Below are 20,334 nucleotides of genomic sequence, written 5' to 3'. Positions count from 1 at the left end.
CGGCGTACGGGGTTCCGGGTGCCCGCCCGGTCAGCGGGCCGCGGGAGCCGTCGCCCGTGCCTCGGTCTCCGCGTGCACCAGGTGCCGCAGTTGCTGCTGGATGTGGTCCAAGGCGCCTTCGCGGCGGCCGGGGACACGGGTACGCAGCTCCGTGAGCGCCGGGGCCAGCTCGCGGGCCGGGGTCAGGGTGTCGATGCGGCCCCACTGGTGGTGCGCACGGTCCACGGCCGCCTCCACCTCGGGCGCGTCCACCGGCTGTCCCGCGGCCAGCCTGAGCGCGGCCACCGCGAGCCAGGTGCGGCAGCTCCGCTCCGCGTCCCCCGCGAACATCGCCAGGTCGGCGCGGACCTCCGCCCAGTGCAACGCCTCGTGCGAACCGGCCCCGTACGCCTCCACGGCCGTCTCCTGCCACCTCGCCGCGATCCCCTCGGCCTCACCGTGCCGCCCGCGCTGCACGGCCGCGGTGATGGCGGCGTGCGGGTCGTCGGTGGGGTGGGGGTCGGCCGGCTGAGCGTCGGTGGGCTGGGCGGTGATGGTGGGGGCGGTGCTCGGGAGTGGGGGGATGGGGAGGGTGGGGGGTCGGGAGGGGGCGGGGGCGATGGGCGCGGTGGGTGAAGTGGGGGTGATACCCGTAGTACTCGCGGCGCCGGTGAGGGTGGGCTCGGGGCTGAGGGCGGGGGCGGTCGTGGGGTGGCCCGTAGTACCCGTAGTACCCGTACCGATGCCCGTGCCGCCGACGTCCGCTCGGCCCTTGGGACCCGTAATACCCGTAGTACCCGCATCCCCGGTGCCCGCGCGTCCCGTAGTACCCGTAATACCCGCCCCGCCGACGCCACCGACGCCCCCGGCGCCCGTCATACCCGTAGTACCCCTACCCCCCGCGCTGCCTCCAGCCCCCGCAAGCCCCGTAGTACCCGTAGTACCCGTAGTACCCGTAGTACCGACCCCACCGGCCCCCCACCCCGTCCCCGGCTCCACCACCAGATCCGCGTTCTCCCCCTCGCCCCGCACCCGCGTCAGCGCGGCCCCGTGCAGGTGCTCGGTGCCGGGGCGGCCCCCGCTGCGCAGGATCGTGCCCACGGCTCTCATGTAGGAGGGCGTGCCGGTGCCGCGGCGCCCGCCGGGCGGTACGACTCGGCCGTAGACGGTGACGTGGGGACCGCAGTCGAGCGGGTTGTCGCGGAGCCACTCCCAGGAGTCGGCGTCGGCGTGCAGGTCGAGCAGGACGGTGGTGGCGCCGGGCTCCCGCAGGCGCAGTTCCTCGCGGAACCAGTGCCAGGGGAAGCCGGTGTAGCGGACGGTCGCGGGGGTGGTGCGGGCCAGCGCGAGGTGCGGAAGGCGCTGGCGGCGGTCGAGCTGGAGCTGGCCGACGACGAAGAGGGTCAGCGGACCGGGCGCCGCGGCGGCGGCCCGCAGCCTGGTCAGGACGGCCTGCGGTTCCAGCGGATCGGCGAGTTCGACGACGTTGGCGGTGTCCGTGCCGGACAGCACGGCGGGCGGCACGGCGGCCAGCACCGGCAGCACGGACGCGGCGTCCACCAGGCGGCCCTTGCCGACAGGCGAAGCCGCCAGCAGCAGCACCGTTCCGGGCATGGGTCCCTCCCCCTGATGGATCACGTACCTCAGCACCGTAGCCGCTACGACTGCGAAGGGAAGCCCCGGTCCGGCAAACCCCGGCTCACCCGGCCCTTCCCCCACCCCTGCCCCGGCTCTGTCCCACCCCCGCCCCGCTCACCCCTCCGGCACCATCCGTACGGCGAAGACCGTCGTGTCGTCCCCCAGCCGGCCCCCGCTGTGCCGCAGGGCCCCTTCCCGGACGAACTCCACCAGCCGCTCCGGCTCCGCGACCCCGGAATCCCCGCCCAGGGCCCGGGCCACCTCCTCCGCCAGGGGATAGAACCGCCCCTCGGCGTCCCGTGCCTCGGTCACCCCGTCCGTCACGAGCAGGACGGTCTCCCCCACCCCGACCTCGACCCGTACGACTTCGGGTCTACCCCACAGGTCCTCAGGGTCCCCGCTCCCCCCGAGTTCCCTCAGCCCGAGCGGCAGTCCGCCCCCACCACCGCCCCCGCCGCCTTCCTCGCTCCCGTCCCCGGCACCGCCCCCTAGTACCCGTACACCCCCGGTACCCACCACCAACGGCGGCTCGTGCCCGAACACCACCACCTCGACGACCACCACACCCCCGACCGCCCCCTCAGGGGGATACCCGAGGAGTACGGCGGTGGCGAACCGGTCCCCCTCCTCCCGCCCGACCGCCGCCGCGTGTGCCCGGTGGCGCAGCATCCGGGTCTCCAGCCGGGCGGCGACCACCCCGAGGTCGGCCTCGTGGTACCCGGCCTCGCGGAACGTCCCGAGCAGCGCCGCCGCGGCCTCGACCGCCGCGAGCCCCTTGCCCTGGACGTCGCCGACGAGCACGCGCGTCCCGTGCGGGCCGGGCTGGATGTCGTAGAAATCGCCGCCCACCCGGGCGTCCGCGTCGGCGGCGAGGTACACCTCCGCGTGCCGCAGCCCGCCCCAGTCGGGGGGCAGCGGGCGCAGCACGGTGCGCCGGGTGGTGTCGGCGACGTCCGCCATCCGCAGCATGCGCCGCTCGGCCCGCAGCCGGGCCGCGCACGCGAGCACGGCGAGCACCCCGCCGACGGCGACGAGCAGCAGGTCGACGGTGCCCGCCTTGTACCGGTCCGGCTCCCGCACCTCGGTGACGACGAACGCGGCGAGCGACAGCACCGCGAACAGCGCGGTCGTCCGCACCCCGCACAGCACGGCCGCGATCGCCGCGACGAACACGCAGAACGACTCGATGTGGAACCGGACGTCGGTCCCCATGTCCAGCAGGGTGATCCCGGCGAGCAGCACCAACGGCACCAGCCAGGTCCCCCTGCGCCCCCGTACGCCGAAGAGCCCGTGCCGCATGGAGCGAGGGAACCACGTTCCGCGACCGGAGGCATCCGCGCCGCGACCGACTTGCCACCGCCTCCCCCTAGGTGTGCCCTGGAGGTCAGGGGTGGGAGAGACCAGGAGAGGAGTACTCCCGATGGCTCACGCGGCACCCGCACCACACGCTCCGAACGACGTCTTCAGCGCCCGCGCGCACCGGATCGCGGCCTGGGCGGTCCCGGTGGTACTAGGGCTCGTCTACGGGTACTGGGTGGCGGCCGTCCGCCGCTCGGGCGGCCCGATCACCGGCTGGAACCTGCTGCTCGGCTTCGTCAGCGCGCTCGCCTTCGCGGCTGCCTACGTCGCGGTGCGCGCCCTGGCCCCGCGCATGAAGCGCGAGTTGCACGCCCTGCTGTGGACGGCCTTCGCGGGCTGTGCCTTCGGCTTCGTCTACAGCCAGACCGGCGCGACGATCTGGCGCTCGGTCATGATGTCCCTAGGGGTCGCGGCGGGCTTCTTCGTCGTCCAGTTCTACCGGTACTACACCCACGAGGACGGAGAGGGCCACCGCATCCGCTGACGCCGTACCCGTAGTACTCGGGTATCCCGTACTACGGGTACGACCGACAGGGCCGGGCCCCGGCGAGGAGGCAGCTCCTGCGCCGGGGCCCGGCCCTGTCACGGTCACGCCATCCGCTCACCACCAGCCCGAGGACCCGGCCGAACTCCAGCTCCAGGACCCGGACGCGCTCCACGACCCGGCGCCCGAGGCGCTCCAGGAGGTGTCGTAGGGGTCGTAGGAGTTGTTCGTGCCGTAGGGGTTGTCCCAGTTGCTCCAGTTGCCGTTCTTCCACTGGGGGCAGGGGTCGGAGCAGGTCGGCACCCAGGCGCCGCCGGTGTTCACGAAGGCGGCGCTGGCCCAGCCCTGGGCGCCGACGAGCCAGTACCAGTAGGGGTTCCCGTTGACGCTCTGCCCCTGGACCATGCACTGCACGCGGTCCTGGCTGCCGGGGGAGAGCGCGGTGACGACGCCCGAGTTCGTGGTGGGCGAGGACCGTACGTTGAGTTCCGTGCGGGAGACGACGGTGCCCCAGATCGGGCCGCCGCCTCCGCCGCCACCGCCTCCGCCGTGTCCGTCGGCGAAGGCCGGCGTCGTGGTCGGTGGAGTGGTCGATGGCGCTGCCGCCGCATGAGTGCCCACCGCGGCCACGGCCAGCGTGCCACCGGTGAGCAGGGCCGCGGCCAGGGTCCGCAGGACCGGAGTACTGCGCATGATTCGGCCTCCTTCTCCCCTGAACGTCCCCGTTTCTCCCCAGCACCAGGAAACACCCGTTCGGGTGAACCCTCCACCGGAGAGGGGAAGGGCCGGTTCGGGGCGGGTCGGCGGCTCCCGCACCCACATGGCGGCAACCCGCTGGCGTACCTCTCGAGTACCCCCTTGCCTGGAAACGTGCCCCTTACCCGCATGCCCCTTAGTACCCGTAGACCCCGTGGAGTCCGCAGCACCCGTAGACCCCGTACGACCGTCTCCGCCGCGCTGGTCGCCCTCGCCTGCCTCCTCGTGCCCCTCTCGACGCTCGCGCTCTGGGCGTCGCACGGGCTGCGGGACCAGGAGCGGTACGTGCGGGCGCTGGCGCCGCTGGCCACGGACGCGGCGGTGCGGCGGACGATCGTGGACGGCGTGGCCCGGGAGGCGCCCGGGGTGCCGCGGCGGATCGTCGAGGACGAGGTGCGCCGCTTCACCGCGACGCCCGCCTACCGCGCGGCCTGGGACGAGGGGAACCGGGAGACGTACGCGGCGGTGCTGAGGGCGCTGGAGGACCCGGCGCAGAAGGTGGTGGCGGTGACGCCCGCACCCCCGGCCCGGCATCAACTCGCCGCCGTGCAGGCGTCGTTCCCCAGTAACCCGGTCACTCTGCTACCCAGCGCGAACCTCGACGTGCTGCGCAGGAGCTACCACGCGCTGGACGTCGCCGGGTTCTGGCTGCCGGTCGCGGCGGTGGTGTTCGCGGGGGCGGGGATCACGCTCGCCGCGTGCCGTCGCCGGGCGCTGACGGCGACCGCGCTCGGTACGGCGCTGGGCGGGGCGCTGCTGGGCCTGTCGGTCGTCGTCGCCCGGTACCTCACCCTCGACGGCCTCACCGACCCGGCCCACCGCATCGCCGCGGCGGCCGTGTACGACGCCCTGACCGAGACCCTGCGCACCGCGTCCTGGCTGCTGCTGGCCGGGGGCCTCGCGGTGGCGGGGGCGGTCCGGCTGGCCAAGGCGGTGCGGGCGCGGGCGGGGCGGTCGGGGTCGGCCGGGACTGAAGTAGTACGGGTACGGCCCTGAGTACGGGGGGGGGGGAGGCGGCCCCGAGTCGGGTACGTCTCCGAGCCGGGCGGGGTCCCCGGTCAGCGTCGCTTGTGCAGGGTGACGTCCACGAGGAGGGCTCGGTGGTCGGTGCCGGGGAGGTCGAGGAAGCGGGCGTGGGACGCCGAGAAGTCGTCGCTCAGCAGGACGTGGTCGATCTGTGTGCCGAAGGCGGGGGTCGTACTTGAGGGCCAGCTCGGTTCGCGGCTCTGTCCGGCGAGGCGGGCCGCGTCCCGCAGTCCTGTGTCGAGGATGCGACGGAAGGCGGCGTGGTCCTGGGAGGCGTTGAAGTCCCCCGCGAGTACTACGGGTCCGGTCTGCCGGTCGGCCCATGCCTCGATCCGCCCCAGCTCCTTCTTCCACAGACCCACCTGACCGGGCAACGGCGGCTTGGGGTGGGCGAGTTGGAGGCGGACGGCGATGCCGTCGACGTCGGCGACCGCGCCCGGCATGCCCATCTCGGCGGGGATCGTCGGGGCGGGGGTGAGGGGGAGGCGGCTGAGGATGAGCGACCCCACAGAGGTACCTCCCTCGACCGCCTGCCGGTAGGGGTAGGGGGCGGCGAGTTCGCGGCGGAGGGTGGCCTGGCAGCCGTACTCGCACTCCTGGACGAAGACGAGGTCGGGGTTCTCGCGGCGGACGGCTTTCAGGAGGGCGTCGGTGGCCCAGCCGAACTCGACGTTGGAGGTGAGGACCTCGATGCGGGCGGCGACCGGGCCGTCGGGTTCGGCGGCGGGGCCGTAGGGCTGGAGGAGCCCGGCCAGTGCGCCGAGGACGGCTGCGGCCCAGAGGGCTCCCGGCCACCAGCGGACGAGGAGGGCGAGGAGGGCGGCGCCGGTGGCGGGGACGAGCAACCAGGGGAGGAACGCGAGGAGTTGGGGCACCGGGGTGACCGCGTCGACGCCGGCGATCCGGCATCCGACGACCACGCTCACCCCGGCGAGCGCCAGCGCCGCGCACCAGGCGCCGGCGATCCTTCCCCGGGGCCGGGCGGGCGGCTCAGTGGAACTCTCGGACCACCTCGATGCGTCCGACGATGTGCTCGTTGAACTCATCCAGCTCCTCCGCGGGCACCCACAGTTCCAGAATGGTCTTCCCACCAGCCTGCCGCACCGGGTACCGCTCCAAGAACTCGCTCTCCACCTCGAACCGCGTCACGTACCCCACACCCGACGCCGGCACGTTCCAGTCCCGCGCGATCCGTACGGCGTAGTCCTCATTGAGTACGGGATAGAAGATCGGCTGCTCCGGCAACCGGGGCGGCCACGCCGTCCACCCGGCAGCCTCGACCAACGCCAGCTCCTCCGGACCGGTGGGCCGCCAGAGGGTGGTCGTACGGGTAGGGGTACTCATGAGTGACGACCGTAGTCGTAGCCCCAGGGAGTGAGCGACGAGGTTTCCTGGCTCTGAAGTCGCTCAGATCGCCTTGTGCAGCGCGCAGGGCGCGGCGCGACCCGTGGCGGAGCCTACGGCGAGCGGGACACCGGCAAGCGGGACGCCGGTGGTCGCGGGGGCGGTCGAGCGGGGGCGTACGGCTGTGGTCGGGGTGCCCGACCTCGGAGGGCTCAAGGCCCTCGCGAGCGGGCCGGCGCGGACCGGCAGCGCCGAGTACGCGATTCCCGGGGGCGTCCGGGCGGGCGGGACGCTCGCTGTCGCGTTCGAGTGCGAGGGGGTGGGGCGGCTCGTGATGGACGTGGTGGGCGGTGGCGCCACCTTCACCGTGCCCTGCGAGGCGGGGGAGGTGGCGCCGTTCATGAACGAGGTCCAGATGAACCGGACCGATCCCGCCGGGAGGCTGCGGTTCTCGGCGGGCTCGGGGGTCACCTGGGCGTTCGCGGCCGGGTGGGACAAGTCCCCTCAGGGGAAGGGGAGTTAGATCCCGATGTCGCGGCCGTCCTTGCGCCAGACCGAGACGACCGCGGGGCGGACGATCTTGCCGGAGCCGTCGGGCCAGGTGGAGGCGGGCTTCTCGACGGAGGCGCCGTCGATTTCACCGGGGTGCTGGACGGCGACGAGGACGCGGCGGTCCTGGATGAGGGGGCCGCAGGTCTCGGCGCCGGTCGGGACGGTGAGGAACTGCTTCAGCTCACCGCGCCGGGCACCCTTGGTGGCGACGCCGAACAGGCCGTCGTGGGAGCCGAGTTGGTTGCCGTCGGTGGAGATCCACAGGTTGCCGTGCGGGTCGAAGGCGACGTTGTCCGGGCAGGAGATGGGGCTCACCCCGGACTTGGGGAAACCGGCGAAGTAGGTGTTCGGGTCGTTCGGGTCGCCCGCGACGAGGAACAGCGTCCAGCCGAACTTCAGCGACTCCGGCCGGCTGCGGTGCTCGGTCAACTCCAGTATGTGGCCGTGCTTGTTGGAGTTGCGCGGGTTCGCCTCGTCCGCCTTGGCGTTCGAACCGACGCCGCGGTTGGAGTTGTTGGTGAGCGCGACGTACACCTTGCCGGTGACCGGGGAGGGTTCGATGTCCTCGGGGCGGTCCATCTTCGTCGCGCCGACCTTGTCCCCGGCGAGCCGCGTGAAGACGAACACCTCGTCGGCGGTCATGCCCTCGACGTGCGAGACGGCGCCCTTCGCGGTCGCCGTCGCCAGCGGAATCCACTCGCCGCTGCCGTCGAACTCCCCGTCCGCGGGCAGCTTTCCGGTGCCGTCGATCTCGATCGCAGGCGAGTCGCCGGTCAACTTCGCGACGTACAGGGTGCCTTCGTCGAGGAGCGAGAGGTTGTGCTCGCGCACGGCTCGCGACGACCCCCGCTTCATCTTCTTGCTGCTGACGAACTTGTAGAAGTAGTCGAAGCGTTCGTCGTCGCCGGAGTAGATCACCGGGCGCCCGTCGGCGGTGAGACGGACGGTGGCGGCCTCGTGCTTGAAGCGGCCGAGCGCCGTGTGCTTGCGGGGCGTGGAGGACGGGTCGTACGGGTCGAACTCGACGACGTACCCGAAGCGGTGGACCTCGTTGGGCTCCTGCGCGACGTCGAACCGCTTGTCGAAGCGTTCCCACTTGCGCTCGGTGGCGCCGGTGCCGATGCCGTACCGCTTGTCGGTCGGGCGGGAGGAGTTCGCGAAGTACTGGTTGAAGTTCTCCTCGCCGTGCAGGGTCGTACCCCAGGGTGTCGTACCCCCGGAGCAGTTGTTGAGCGTCCCGTACACCTTGCGGCCGGTCGGGTCCGCGGAGGTCTTCAGCAGGTCGCTGCCCGCGGCGGGGCCGGTCAGCCGGAACTCGGTGGTCGCGGTGACCCGCCGGTTGAGGTGGTGGCGGGGGACGGCGGTGAGCTTGCCGGTCCTGCGGTCCTCCTGGACGACGACGGCGGCGAGGCCGTGCGCGGCCCAGGCGACCTCGACCTGCTGACGCGTCGGGTTCGCGGGGTCGTAGCCGCGGAACATCAGGATCTCGTCGGTGTACTCGTGGTTGGCGACGAGCAGCTGGCGGTCGCACTCGCCCGGCAGCGGAAGGAGGGCGAGGAAGTCGTTGTTGTACCCGAACTGGCCGGCCTGCGCGGCGCCGGTCTGGTTCTCCGGGTCGAACGCGGGGGCGCCCTTCACGATGGGCTCGCCCCAGCGGATGACGACGTTCTGCTCGTAGCCCTCGGGTACGACGACCGCGTCGGTGAGGTTGGGGGCGACGGAGCCGTACCGCAGGCCACGGGCCGCCTGGGCGTCGGGCTTGCCGGGGGTGGCGGGTACTACGGGTTTACCCGTGAGGGGTGCGGCGTCGGCGGACGGCGCGTTCGTGACACCGGCCGCGCCCGCCGCGGCGGCGACGGTGACGACGGCGGCGGCCCGCACCATCGAGCGGCGGCTGAGCGCGCCGGCGATCACGTCTCCGACGTACTCGTTCCCACTGGTGTTGGGCACCTCGTGGAAGCAGGCGTCGCCGCATCGGAAACGGCAGGTCATGGCGGATCGGCCGCCCGGATGGGAACCGTTCTGCGTGGCGATGATCGGCAGCAGCTTGTGCACTTTGCTCTCCCCTTGCGCGCCCTTGGTATGGGCGTGACGCTAGGGCGGTGTTTGTGCGGGAGCGGGGCCGATGGGTGAACGGAGGATGAACGGGTGGGGGATTAGGGGGTGTTGAGGGGGTCCGGGCGGGACGGGTGGGCGGGTCCTCGGAGTTGGCCGGTTTATGTGGTCGGGCATCGGTGCAGGGTGTTTGACACCCGCGCGCTTTTCCCGCTCACCCCTGCCCAAGATCGCCATGTGGGGCCGCTAACCTTACGTGTCCGTCCTGGCCAGGGATTGACGGGCTTCAACTCACGCGAAGGGTTGCGCACATGGGTATTCTCACTCTCCTGCGAAACGCGTTCGGCAGGTCACGCAAGGAGCGTGCCGCCGAAGCAGAGGGTGCGGACCAGGTTCCTACCCAGCAGGCGCCGGTCGCGGAATCCGCGGTGGAGTCCCCCGCGGAGGCGCCCGCGCCGACGCCGGCACCCTCCTCATCGCCGGTCTCGCCGGTCCCCGAGCCTCGTCAGTCGGACAGCTCCGAGCACGATCTCGTCACGGCCGCCTTCGACAATGTGAAGGTACCGGCGCCCACGCAGTCTCCCGAGGGGGGCGACGAGGGCGAGATTGAGACGACGCCGAAGGGGGCGGAGGCCGAGGCCGACACCGGGCACAAGGTTGACGCCGGGGAGTCGGTCTCGGGTACTACGGGTACCACGGGGTCCGCTGATGCCGTCGAGAGTCCTGCGGAGGGCGACGCCGGTACTACGGGGGCTCCCGTAGGGGGCGCGGAGGCTTCGGCGGAGGCCGAGGCGGCCGAGCGGGCCGAGGTTTCGGACGAGGCCGAGGCCGAGGCCAAGGTGGAGGGCAAGGCCGAGGCCGAGGTGGAGGGCAAGGCCAAGACCGAGTCCGGCACCGAGGCTGAGTCCTGCACCGAGACCGCTGAGGCGGAGGCCAAGACCGAGGTCGAGCCCGCCGAAACGCCGGTGGCCGAGGCTCCCGAGGTGACGCAGGCGCCGGAGACCGAGGCGGCCGAGGCGGAGCCTGAGACCAAGGCCGAGACCGAGACCGAGGCTGAGGCCGAGGTGGAGACCGAGGCCGAGCCGGCGCCGCCCGTCGACGCCCCCGAGGCCGAGGCCCCGGCCACCGAGGAGCCCGCCGCCGAATCAGCACCGGCGACCGAGCCGGCCCCCACCCCCGAGGCGACCCCGGAACCCACCGAGGAACGTCCCGCCGGCGTCGTAACCCCCGACGAGGACCAGTCCCCGGAGCCCGCCCAGGAAACCCCGTCCGAGGAACCCACCTCCACCCCGGCGGCGGAATCCGAGCCCACGCCGGAGCCCTCGGCGCCCCCCGCCCCCGAACTCACCGAGCCCGCCGACGAGACCCCCGCCGCAGCGGCCCCGACCGCCGAAGCCGAGGTCGAAGCTGAGGCCGAGGCCAAAGCCGACACCCCCGTCGCCCCGCTCGAAGAGCCCACCCCCGAGGCCCCGGAAGCCCAGCCGGAGCCGTCCCCCACCACCCCGGACGCCCTCACGGAACCGGCCGCCGACGCCCCCGAGCCCCAGCCCGAAACCCCCGCCGCCGAGCCCCTCGCCGCGGCACCCGAGGCCCCCGAGGCAGCAGCCACCCCCCTCCCCGAGGCCGAGGTCGAGGTCGAGGTCGACGAACCGACCACCCCCGAAGCCACCCCCACCCCGGCGGACCCGACCCCCGAGGCCGACGCCCCCGCCGCTGAAGCCGAAGCCGAGGCCAAGGCCGACAACACCCCCGAAGACCCGACCCCCGAGCCCGAGCCCACCGCCGAGGCCCCCGAGCCGGTCACCACCCCCACCGACCCGACCCCCACCCCCGAAGCGGAACCCGCCGCCGATTCCCCCACCCCGGCCCCCACCCCCAACCCCCTCCCCCCACACCTCACCACCGCCCACACCGCCTCCGCCCTCACCCTCGCCCACCTCGGCCTCACCACCGCCCGCGCCGCCGTCTACCTGGTCCTCGACCGCTCCGCGTCGATGCGCCCGTTCTACAAGGACGGCTCCGTGCAGGCGCTGGCGGACCAGACGCTGGCCCTGGCCACGCACCTCTCCCCGGCCGACCCGACCGTGCGCGTCGTGTTCTTCTCGACGGAGGTCGACGGCACGACGGACCTCGCGCTGACGGACGAGGACGCGAGCACGAAGGTGGACGACGTGCACGCGGGGCTCGGCAGGATGGGCCGTACGACGTACCACGCGGCGGTCGAGGAGATCACGAAGCACCTGGACGCGACGGCGGACCCGGACGCCCCGGCGTTGGTGATCTTCCAGACGGACGGCGCTCCGGACGCGAAGACCCCGGCGACGCAGTCCCTGACGGAGGCGGCGAAGACGCACCCCCGCCTCTTCTTCTCGTTCGTCGCGTTCGGCGACCACGAGAACAAGGCGTTCGACTACCTCCGCAAGCTGAAGACGGACAACACGTCCTTCTTCCACGCCGGCCCCACCCCTAAGGGCCTCACGGACGACGAGCTGTACGAGGGCGTCCTGAAGAACTGGCGCCCGTAATACCCGTAGACCCCGTCAGGGTCCGTAATACCCGTAGTACCCCCCTATGCCGCCCGCGCTCCCCCATTAAATGGAGCGCGGGCGGCATACACACGTCAGCTACGATTTCAAGGACCCAAAGACCGACAACCCGACCTGGGAGCAGCCCCCGATGGCTCGACACCTCATCACCAGCGCCCTTCCGTACATCAACGGAATCAAGCACCTGGGCAACATGGTGGGGTCCATGCTCCCGGCGGACGTCTACTCCCGCTACCTGCGCCAGCGCGGCCACGACGTCCTCTACATCTGCGCGACGGACGAGCACGGCACCCCCGCCGAACTCGCCGCGAAGGAGCAGGGCCTCCCGGTCGACGAGTTCTGCGCCCAGGCGCACGACGCGCAGAAGGCCGTGTACGACGGCTTCGCGCTCGCCTTCGACTACTTCGGCCGCAGCTCCAGCCCGCAGAACGTGGAGATCACCCAGCACTTCGCCCGCCGCCTGCACGAGAACGGGTTCATCGAGGAGCGGGCGATCCGCCAGGTCTACTCCCCCGCGGACGGCCGCTTCCTCCCGGACCGCTACGTCGAGGGCACCTGCCCGCACTGCGGCTACGACAAGGCCCGCGGCGACCAGTGCGAGAACTGCACGCGCGTCCTGGACCCGACCGACCTGATCAACCCGCGCAGCGCGATCTCGGGCTCCACGGACCTCGAAGTCCGCGAGACGAAGCACCTGTTCCTCCTCCAGTCGAAGCTCCAGCGCGAGGTCGAGGAGTGGGTCGCGGCCCACGAGGACGAGTGGCCGCACCTCTCCTCGTCGATCGCCCGCAAGTGGCTCACGGAGGGTCTGCACGACCGTGCGATCACCCGCGACCTCGACTGGGGCGTGCCCGTCCCGGCCGACACCTGGCCCGAACTCGCCGCCGAGGGCAAGGTGTTCTACGTCTGGTTCGACGCGCCGATCGAGTACATCGCCGCGACGAAGGAGTGGTCCGACCTCGAACCGGCCACCCGTGACTGGAAGTCGTGGTGGTACGAGTCCCAGGACACCGTCCGCTACACGGAGTTCATGGCGAAGGACAACGTCCCCTTCCACACGGTGATGTTCCCGGCGACCGAACTCGGCGTCCGTGAACCGTGGAAGATGGTCGACTACGTCAAGTCCTTCAACTGGCTGACGTATTACGGCGGGAAGTTCTCGACTTCCCAGAAGCGCGGGGTCTTCACGGACCAGGCGCTCGCCATCCTCCCCGCCGACTACTGGCGCTACTTCCTCATCGCCAACGCCCCCGAGTCGGACGACTCCTCGTTCACCTGGGAGCACTTCACGGCGACCGTGAACAAGGACCTCGCGGACACGCTCGGCAACTTCGTCAACCGCGTCCTGTCCTTCTCGAAGAAGCGGTTCGGCGACGAGGTCCCGGCGGGCGGCACCCCCGGCGAGGCGGAGGAGCGGCTCGGTACGGAGATCGCGGCGCTCCTCGCGGAGTACGAGGCGCAGATGGACGCGCTCCAGTTCCGCAAGGCCGCGGCGGCGCTGCGTGCCCTGTGGTCGGCCGGCAACTCCTACCTGGAGGAGAAGGCGCCCTGGCTGGAGATCAAGACCAGCCCCGAGGGCGCGGCCTTGACCCTCCGTACGGCGATGAACCTCATCCACCTCTACTCGGTGGTCTCGGAGCCCTTCATCCCCGCGACGGCGAAGACGATGCGCGAGTCCTTCACGCTCGACGGCGACACGGCGGCCTGGATCACCCCGGACGCCGCGAAGTCCCTCGACGCCGTCCCCGCGGGCGCCCCCTTCACCGTCCCGCCGGTCCTGTTCGCGAAGCTGACGGACGAGGACCTGGAGACGTACAAGGAGCGCTTCGGCGGTCAGCCGGCGTAATACTCCGGAGCCAGTACTCCGGAGCGAGTACTCAGGAGCCAGTACTTCAGAGCTGTACGACAGGTGGCCGGCCGCCCCGGGGAATCCCGGGCCGGCCGGCCACCTTCGTTGCGCGGTCCCCGTGTCCCTCCACCCGGTGACCGCGCGACCGGCCGAGGTCGGCGTCTCCAGGGGCGGGCTGCGGTACCCGCTGCTGGAGGAGACGTCGGCCGGTGGTTCGGAGGTACTACCCGGTGACTACTTGAGGACGTCCGCGCCGGTCGTCGACGTCAGGGCCGTCGGCAGGTTCTTCGCGGTCGACTCCAGCCCCGCGGTGAGGGCCGGGACCCAGTTCACGGTCGCCTTGAGGTCCTTGGACGCGGCGGCGTTGTAGAGGGAGACGAGGTCGGTGTAGGTGCCGTTGACGAGGTTGCCGCTGCTCTTGACCGAGCCCGTGCCGTCGCTGGACAGGAGCTTGGAGAGCTTGGTGCCGGCGGGCACCTTCCAGTAGTTGTTCTCGGCGACGACCTGCGCCTTGGCCCGGGCGTTGATGCTGTACTGCGGGGTGTACCCGTTCAGCGCGGTGATGTCGTAGTAGTTGTTGTAGATGTGCACCTGGCCGAGCCGGGCGAGCGGCGCGCGCTGGACGACGCCCTTCCACACGTTGTGGTGGATGGAGACGCGCAGCTTGCCGGTGCTGTCGGTGTCGCTGGCCCCGATCAGCATCGTCTTGTCGTGGCAGGTGAAGACGTTGCGGGAGACAGTCACCAGGTCCGAGCCCTTGGTGATGTCGAGCGCGCCGTCGTGGATCTGGTACTCCCTCCCGTAGTACTTCGGGTTGGAGGTGTCGAAGTGGGGCGCGTCGGTGAACGTGTTGTGGTCCGCCCATACGTGGGTGGCACCCCGCAGGGTCACCGAGTCGTACTGGCTGTTCCAGTTCCCGGTGCTGCCGTCGGTCGGGTCCCACTGCGGGAAGCAGTCCTCGGTCGCGGAGAGCGTGAGGTTGCGGACGATCACGTTGTCCACGTTCTGGATCTGGAGGCTGCCCCCGGTGATACCGGCCTTGGTGCCGGGCACTCCAACGATCGTCGTGTTCGCGGGCACCTTGAAGACGATGTTCTTGGCCTGCTTGACCTGCGCCGCGGCCCGCGCCTTCTCCTGTGTCCCGGCGGGCAGCTTCTTGCGGCCGTAGGTGGCGGGGTCGTACGCCTTCAGGTACGACGTCAGCGAGTACCCCGTACCTGAGGCGTAGTCCGCGCAGCCGAGCTTCTTGCCCGCGTCGTTCGTGTTCGCGTCGACGGTCCCCTTGATCTTGATGATCCGGGGCGTCTTGTCCGACACCGAGCCGAGCGCCTTCACGAGCTGCGCCCGGGTGGAGACGGTGAAGGTGTGCGCGGCGTCGGCCTTCGCCCCGCCCGTGGTCCCGCTCCCGTACGACGCCCAGCCGTCCTTCGCGGCCAGCGTCTGGTGGTACAGGTCCGCCGCCCCGGCGTTCGCGTTCAGCACGAACACCCCGGCCCCGACCCCGGCGGCCACCACGGCGGCGGACACGACGAGGGTACGGCGCTTGCGAACGGACCTGCGGTGAGAGGAAGTTGCCACGAAGGAAGTCCTTACGGGTCTGCGCTTCTTGCTCGCGCTTGCTGCTTACGACCCCTCAGTGGTCACCGGGTGAAGGAAGGTTGCCGCACCATCAGATTTTTTTCGCACGGCCCCCACACCCCCCACGAATCCCCTACGTCCCAGGTATCGGTTACGACGATCAGATGATCATCGGCATCCCCCAGGGAGTGGCGTCCACGCACCCCACCACCCCGCCGCGACCCTCGTCCCGTGCGGAGACGACAACCGAGACCCCTGTACCTGGCGGTGGCCGTACTGCTGGCCACCTGGACCCTGACCGCGGCCCAGCACCCGGCGACCACCCCGAACACCCCAGCCGCCTCACCCACCCCACCCGCCGACGCCAAGTCGGCCCGCGCGGACGGCTATTGGCTCACCCTCGCCGCCCGGGTCTGCGACGACTACCCCGACATCATGTCCAACCTCCTCCGCGACAACAATCAGCAGTCCCTGCGCGACCTCGGCAAGGACTCCGTCTACACCGCGGGCCAGCCGGTGAACCCGGCGACGGAGCAGGCCAACGACCCCAACTGCCGCCCCCTGACCGGCTGGAGGTTCACCCTGGGCCGGGGCATCGGCGGCGAGGTGGACGGCCTCTCCACCGTCGTCCCCAGTACCTCAGAGGTACGACCTGTGACGGAGGCGTCGGCCCCGCTCCTCGACGACGCGGGCGACCCGACGGGCGACACCCTGGCCGGCGCGGTCAACGTCGAGCTGGGCTCCACCGACCAGGCGCTCGCCCTCGCCCGCCGGCTCCAGATCCAGGGCGGCACCCCCACGGACCCGCTCAACTCGGCGGACTTCGGGGCCACTTACGCGTTCGGCGCGCTGCGCTGCGCAGTCGACAACCAGAAGAACGACAACGTGGACCGCGCCGCGTACCCGGCCGGCTTCCACCACGTCTCGTGCTTCTACTACACGGTCGCCCCGGCGCCGGGTGCCGGCACCGTCGTCGTCCGCAAGGAGGTGAAGGACAGCGACGCCACCCAGACCTTCGGCTTCACGGGGAACCTCTCCTACACCCCGGACCACGACTTCTCCCTCGCCGTGACGAACGGCGCCGCCGCCGAGCAGACGTTCCGCCGGTCGGCGACGAAGGGCACGAAGTACCCGGCGTGGAGCTTCGAGGAGACGGTCCCGGACGGCTGGACCCTCTCCGACCTGGCCTGTTCCTCGGCCCGGGGGACGAGCACCACGACGACGAGCGTCTCCGGCGCCGCGACCGTCGACCTCGCCGACGGCGACACCGTGACCTGCACCTACACGAACGCCCGGCGACAGACCTCGGGCGGTACCGGCACCCTCGCGCTCCGCAAGCGGACGACCGGCCGCGCCGGCGGCCCCTTCACGTTCACCGCCGACGGCACCACCTCCCTCGGCTCCGCGACCACCACCGCCGAGAACACCCCGGTCGCCCTGACCTGGCACGAACTCCCCGTCGGCCGCCACACCGTCACCGAGACCCTCCCCGCCGCCACGGCCGAGGGCTCCTGGAGCTTCGAGAGCGCGGTCTGCGGCGGTACGACGATCAGCCCCACGTCGTCGACGGCCGACACCGTCACCTTCCCCGTCGACCTCCCCAGGACGGGCCTGGACTGCACGATCACCAACCGCTGGACCCCGTGCACAACCCCGACGCCGACCCCGACACCCACCCCTAGTACCACCCCGAAACCCACCCCCACCCCCACCTCAACCCCTACGACCCCTAATACCCCCACGCCCACTCCGACCCCGATCCCCACCCCGACCACAATCCCAACCCCGACCCCCTCCCCTTCCCCCACCCCTCAACTCCCCACCACCGGCCCCTCCGTCTCCCACACCTTCCTCGCCGTACTCTCCGCCGCCCTCATCCTCACCGGCACCGCCCTCCTCGCCCTCCGCCGCCGCCTCCAGCGCTGACCCAGAAGAGACGCCCCCTCACCGCGAGCACCCCAAGGACCCCGAGGAACCCGAGAAGCCCCCCGAAACGAACGCGACCCCACCCCCGGGGCCACCGGCCCCGGCCCCACCCCGGCCCGCCCCCTCGTCCCGCCCCATCCCCAACCCCTCCCGGGCCACCCGAACCTCCCGCAGCCCCTCCCGCGCGGTCCGCGCGACAGCGTCGTACTCCTCCGCCGTGCGCGCCTCGGCGAGCCGCAGCCGGGCGTTGCGGTGGTGCTCCATCGCCGCCGACAGCGCCCGCCCGGTCCCCTCGTCCGCACCGGCCCACAACCGCGCGTCCGGCACGATCATGCTCTCCCCCAGCCGCACGACCCAGTGATTGGCCTCGGCCTCGGCGGCGAGCCCGGTGAGACCCGTAGTACCCCTGGCATCCGTAGTACCCGTAATACCCCCGGCCCTCCCGCGCCCGCGCCCGCGCCCACCTCCAGCCCCACCCCCACCTCCACGTCCGTCTCCACCCCCACCTCCACCCCGGCCCCACCCCTTCCCCAACCCCACGACAGAGGCCACCGCCCCCACGATCAGCAGCACGGACAGCCCGATCATGTACTCCACGGCAGTGGCCTCTCGTTCACCCGGCGATCTCGATTCCCGCCGCTCATCCCCTATGACACGGCAGAGCGCTGTGCACCCCCCTCGGGATTCCTGTGCGCCTCCGATGAGGTGTCGGTGTGCGCCGAGGCCCGCGCCCCCCGGAGGTACCGCGCGGCGATCACCGCGAGGAGGGACGCGGCGGTCAGCGTGTAGAGCCCCCCGTTCGTGCTCCCGGTCGTGTCCTTCAGGTACCCGAAGAGGAACGGCGACACGAACCCGCCCAGGTTTCCTATGGAGTTGACCAGCGCGAGCCCCGGCGCCGCGATCCGCAGATCGAGCCCGGCCTGCGCCATCGGCCAGAACAGCGTGGCCGCGCACTTGGACCCGACCCCCGCGAGGGTGATCGCGGCGAGCCCGAACCAGGGGCTGCCGAGCGTCGCGAGGTACGTCCCGACCGCCGACAGCACCAGCGTGACCGCCAGATACGGCCGCCGGTCGTCGGCCCGGTCGGTGAAGTGCGACATGGAGTACATCGCGATCATCGAGCACACCGCCGGGATCGCGGAGAGCAGCCCGACCTGGAAGGACGACAGCCCGCCGATCTCCTCGATCAGACTGGGGAGCCAGAAGGTGATGGCATACCCGGTGAGCGTCATCGCGAAGAACGCGCCGGTGAGCAGGGCGACTTGGGGGTGGAACATGAGCCGCAGCCGGGACACCCGCGGCTCCCGGCTGCGCACCTGCTCGTCGCGCGACACGGCCGTACGCAGCGCCTTCTTCTCCTCGGTGGTGAGCCAGCCGGCGTCCTCGATGCGGGAGACGAGGAAGAAGCCGGCGGCGATGCCGACCAGTACCGAGAAGGTGCCTTCGAGGGCGAACATCCAGCGCCAGCCCGCGAATCCGCCGATGCCGTGCAGCTCCAGGAGCGCGCCGGTGATCGGCCCGGTGATGATGCCGGCGGCGGCCGAACCGCCGAGGAAGATCGCGGTGGCGCGGCCCCGGCTCGCGTCGGGCAGCCACTGGGTGATGTACAGCATCGCGCCGGGGAAGAAGCCGGCCTCGGCGACGCCGAGCAGGAAACGCAGGACGTAGAACCAGGTCACGCTGTGGATGAAGCTCATCGCGATGATCACCGCGCCCCAGGTGATCATGATCCGGGTGAGCCAGACGCGGGCGCCGAACCGCTCCAGCAGCATGTTGCTCGGCACCTCGAACAGGGCGTACCCGATGAAGAACAGCCCGGCGCCGAGCCCGTACGCGGTCGCGCCGATGCCGACGTCCGCCTTCAACTCGTCCTGGATGAAGCCGACATTGGTGCGGTCGAGATTGTTGACCAGCAGCATGAGGACGAGGAGCGGCATCATGCGGCGCAGAAACTTGCCGACCGCCCGCCGCTCGGTCCCCTCGGCCACCCCGGTCACCGAAACTTCTGACATCGTTGTCGTACCCCTGTTCACGTACATGAATACCCATCACGTGCGTGGAGGACCCTACGGAGCCACCCATTCGAGGTCAACGGGTTGGATGGAACTTCACATATATGAACACCCCATGGACGGGTACGACGCCGGCGGGCCCGACCCCGCTGTCGTACGACGGGGTCGGGCCCGAGGCTGGACGCGCGGGTCAGCCGCTCGTGGCGGCGGGGGAGGCGGACGGCGACGCGGAGGGGGCCGGTCCGCCCTGGCCGTCGTTGACGGACTCGGGGTCGACGCCGACCGTCAGGGACGCGTGGACGCCCCGGGCGATGTTCCGCCGGTCGTACCGGAGTCTCAGTAGTCCTCCGGAGCTACCGCTCTGGTCGTAGATGGTGTCCTCGGTGAGCAGGGTGCGCTCGGCGGTGTTGGAGGCGTAGGGCTCGACGGGCTCGGTGAGCAGGACGGACGCCTCGTCGAAGAAGAACTGGCCGGTGTGGCAGGTGTGCCCGCCCTCGTAGCCCGTGTCGGTCCACTCGCCGTCGACATGGACCTTGGCGTGGATGTGGACGCAGCGGCCCCGGTACCAGCCGGGGAAGACGGTCCTGAAGGTGACGTTCCCGTGCCGGTCCGTACGCCACGTCCCTCTCAGGTAGCGGGTGTCGTCGGTCGGCTCCTGGTGTCCGCCGGGGTTGCCGCCGCCGGGCGGGGGACCGGTGGGGGCGTCGGTCGGGGGCGCTCCCGTGGGGGCCGGGCCGCCTCCGCCGTTGCCCATGCCCTCGTACCCGGAGTAGACCCCGACGGCGTCGCAGTGCCAGATGTCGACGGCGGCGTTCGGGACGGGCCGGCAGGTGTCGGCGTCGATCACCTTGAGGGCGAGGGTGAGCGGGATGCCGGGCCGGTCCTCGGTGACGTCGCGGCGGAGCTTGTCGGCGTCGATGTAGTACGGGCCCTCGGTGGTCTCCGAGGTGAGGACGTAGCAGTCCGCGGGCGGGGTTCTCCGGCCGTCCGCGGGCGGGGTTCTCCGGCCGTCCGCGCCCGGTTTTCTGTCGTCGGCCGCCGCGTCCACGGCGAGCGCGCCGCCCCCGAGCCCGGCGACGGCGAGCGCTCCCGCACCCACCGCGACGACTCGACGGCGCGTCAGATCACTTACTGTGAAGGGTACTTGGGGTTCCTGATGCTCTGTCATGCGCGAGGAAGCTAGGTAAGGACCCTGTCAACGAGCTAGGAAAACGGCGCCCTTTCGCACGG

Annotated in this window: 16 protein-coding genes; 6 read left to right on the top strand and 10 right to left on the bottom strand. The window is 71.6% G+C overall.

The window, feature by feature from the left end:
- Window positions 1-30: 30 nt before the first annotated feature.
- Window positions 31-1,593 (bottom strand): hypothetical protein, encoded by a 1,563-nt coding sequence (locus ABZX85_RS37290; protein WP_355879116.1) that lies wholly within the window; start codon window positions 1,591-1,593, stop codon window positions 31-33.
- Window positions 1,594-1,731: 138 nt separating this feature from the next.
- Window positions 1,732-2,916 carry a SpoIIE family protein phosphatase gene (locus ABZX85_RS37285; protein WP_355879113.1) on the bottom strand — a complete coding sequence of 395 codons (1,185 nt, stop codon included), beginning with the start codon at window positions 2,914-2,916 and terminating at the stop codon, window positions 1,732-1,734.
- 121 nt (window positions 2,917-3,037) lie between these two features.
- Between ABZX85_RS37285 and ABZX85_RS37280 the strand changes: the two genes are divergently transcribed.
- Window positions 3,038-3,460 carry a hypothetical protein gene (locus ABZX85_RS37280; RefSeq protein ID WP_355879110.1) on the top strand — a complete coding sequence of 141 codons (423 nt, stop codon included), beginning with the start codon at window positions 3,038-3,040 and terminating at the stop codon, window positions 3,458-3,460.
- Between the two features lie 117 nt (window positions 3,461-3,577).
- Here ABZX85_RS37280 and ABZX85_RS37275 read toward each other — a convergent pair whose 3' ends face one another.
- Window positions 3,578-4,153 (bottom strand): SH3 domain-containing protein, encoded by a 576-nt coding sequence (locus ABZX85_RS37275; protein ID WP_355879107.1) that lies wholly within the window; start codon window positions 4,151-4,153, stop codon window positions 3,578-3,580.
- A gap of 192 nt (window positions 4,154-4,345) precedes the next feature.
- Here ABZX85_RS37275 and ABZX85_RS37270 point away from each other — a divergent pair, with 192 nt between their 5' ends.
- Window positions 4,346-5,212 carry a hypothetical protein gene (locus tag ABZX85_RS37270; RefSeq protein ID WP_355879104.1) on the top strand — a complete coding sequence of 289 codons (867 nt, stop codon included), beginning with the start codon at window positions 4,346-4,348 and terminating at the stop codon, window positions 5,210-5,212.
- Window positions 5,213-5,274: 62 nt separating this feature from the next.
- Here ABZX85_RS37270 and ABZX85_RS37265 read toward each other — a convergent pair whose 3' ends face one another.
- On the bottom strand, window positions 5,275-6,168 hold the full coding sequence (locus ABZX85_RS37265; protein WP_355879101.1) for an endonuclease/exonuclease/phosphatase family protein: 894 nt from the start codon (window positions 6,166-6,168) through the stop codon (window positions 5,275-5,277).
- 64 nt (window positions 6,169-6,232) lie between these two features.
- The gene (locus ABZX85_RS37260) at window positions 6,233-6,586 is read right to left on the bottom strand and encodes a hypothetical protein (protein WP_355879098.1); all 354 of its coding nucleotides are present in this window, start codon (window positions 6,584-6,586) and stop codon (window positions 6,233-6,235) included.
- Between the two features lie 103 nt (window positions 6,587-6,689).
- Between ABZX85_RS37260 and ABZX85_RS37255 the strand changes: the two genes are divergently transcribed.
- Complete coding sequence (locus tag ABZX85_RS37255; RefSeq protein WP_355879096.1) at window positions 6,690-7,109, top strand: hypothetical protein; 420 nt, start codon at window positions 6,690-6,692, stop codon at window positions 7,107-7,109.
- Here ABZX85_RS37255 and ABZX85_RS37250 read toward each other — a convergent pair.
- Entirely contained in the window at window positions 7,106-9,193 is a 2,088-nt protein-coding gene (locus ABZX85_RS37250) for a PhoX family protein (protein WP_355879093.1), read from the bottom strand. The genes ABZX85_RS37255 and ABZX85_RS37250 overlap by 4 nt on opposite strands.
- A gap of 311 nt (window positions 9,194-9,504) precedes the next feature.
- Here ABZX85_RS37250 and ABZX85_RS37245 point away from each other — a divergent pair, with 311 nt between their 5' ends.
- Together ABZX85_RS37245 and metG are read left to right on the top strand one after the other, a co-directional pair.
- Entirely contained in the window at window positions 9,505-11,718 is a 2,214-nt protein-coding gene (locus ABZX85_RS37245) for a VWA domain-containing protein (RefSeq protein WP_355879090.1), read from the top strand.
- 151 nt (window positions 11,719-11,869) lie between these two features.
- The gene (metG, locus tag ABZX85_RS37240) at window positions 11,870-13,585 is read left to right on the top strand and encodes a methionine--tRNA ligase (RefSeq protein WP_355879087.1); all 1,716 of its coding nucleotides are present in this window, start codon (window positions 11,870-11,872) and stop codon (window positions 13,583-13,585) included.
- Between the two features lie 237 nt (window positions 13,586-13,822).
- On the opposite strand, the gene ABZX85_RS37235 is transcribed toward metG, so the two are convergent.
- Window positions 13,823-15,166, bottom strand: coding sequence for a polysaccharide lyase family 1 protein (locus ABZX85_RS37235; protein ID WP_355879084.1), 1,344 nt, complete (start codon window positions 15,164-15,166; stop codon window positions 13,823-13,825).
- 231 nt (window positions 15,167-15,397) lie between these two features.
- On the opposite strand from ABZX85_RS37235, the gene ABZX85_RS37230 reads away from it, so the two are divergent.
- Entirely contained in the window at window positions 15,398-17,092 is a 1,695-nt protein-coding gene (locus tag ABZX85_RS37230; protein ID WP_355879081.1) for a hypothetical protein, read from the top strand.
- A gap of 18 nt (window positions 17,093-17,110) precedes the next feature.
- Here ABZX85_RS37230 and ABZX85_RS37225 read toward each other — a convergent pair whose 3' ends face one another.
- The 3 genes from ABZX85_RS37225 to ABZX85_RS37215 all read right to left on the bottom strand — a co-directional run bounded on the left by ABZX85_RS37225 (window position 17,111) and on the right by ABZX85_RS37215 (window position 20,272).
- On the bottom strand, window positions 17,111-17,689 hold the full coding sequence (locus ABZX85_RS37225; RefSeq protein WP_355879078.1) for a hypothetical protein: 579 nt from the start codon (window positions 17,687-17,689) through the stop codon (window positions 17,111-17,113).
- A 50-nt stretch (window positions 17,690-17,739) separates the two neighbouring features.
- Window positions 17,740-19,104 carry an MFS transporter gene (locus tag ABZX85_RS37220; RefSeq protein ID WP_355879075.1) on the bottom strand — a complete coding sequence of 455 codons (1,365 nt, stop codon included), beginning with the start codon at window positions 19,102-19,104 and terminating at the stop codon, window positions 17,740-17,742.
- Window positions 19,105-19,294: 190 nt separating this feature from the next.
- A complete protein-coding gene (locus ABZX85_RS37215; protein ID WP_355879072.1) occupies window positions 19,295-20,272 on the bottom strand; it encodes an intradiol ring-cleavage dioxygenase in 978 nt (325 codons plus the stop codon).
- Window positions 20,273-20,334: the final 62 nt, after the last annotated feature.

Origin of the sequence: Streptomyces sp. NPDC004539, from assembly GCF_040610055.1 — a bacterium.
Lineage (GTDB): Bacteria > Actinomycetota > Actinomycetes > Streptomycetales > Streptomycetaceae > Streptomyces.
The sequence above is the reverse complement of the archived record's forward strand: the minus strand, read 5'-3'. Positions and strand labels throughout refer to the sequence as shown.

Bases quoted from the DNA above. Each gene is read 5' to 3' on its own strand.
- ABZX85_RS37290 (WP_355879116.1), bottom strand. From the start codon at position 1,593: ATGCCCGGAACGGTGCTGCTGCTGGCGGCTTCGCCTGTCGGCAAGGGC.
- ABZX85_RS37285 (WP_355879113.1), bottom strand. From the start codon at position 2,916: ATGCGGCACGGGCTCTTCGGCGTACGGGGGCGCAGGGGGACCTGGCTG.
- ABZX85_RS37280 (WP_355879110.1), top strand. From the start codon at position 3,038: ATGGCTCACGCGGCACCCGCACCACACGCTCCGAACGACGTCTTCAGC.
- ABZX85_RS37275 (WP_355879107.1), bottom strand. From the start codon at position 4,153: ATGCGCAGTACTCCGGTCCTGCGGACCCTGGCCGCGGCCCTGCTCACC.
- ABZX85_RS37270 (WP_355879104.1), top strand. From the start codon at position 4,346: ATGCCCCTTAGTACCCGTAGACCCCGTGGAGTCCGCAGCACCCGTAGA.
- ABZX85_RS37260 (WP_355879098.1), bottom strand. From the start codon at position 6,586: ATGAGTACCCCTACCCGTACGACCACCCTCTGGCGGCCCACCGGTCCG.
- ABZX85_RS37245 (WP_355879090.1), top strand. From the start codon at position 9,505: ATGGGTATTCTCACTCTCCTGCGAAACGCGTTCGGCAGGTCACGCAAG.
- metG (WP_355879087.1), top strand. From the start codon at position 11,870: ATGGCTCGACACCTCATCACCAGCGCCCTTCCGTACATCAACGGAATC.
- ABZX85_RS37220 (WP_355879075.1), bottom strand. From the start codon at position 19,104: ATGTCAGAAGTTTCGGTGACCGGGGTGGCCGAGGGGACCGAGCGGCGG.
- ABZX85_RS37215 (WP_355879072.1), bottom strand. From the start codon at position 20,272: ATGACAGAGCATCAGGAACCCCAAGTACCCTTCACAGTAAGTGATCTG.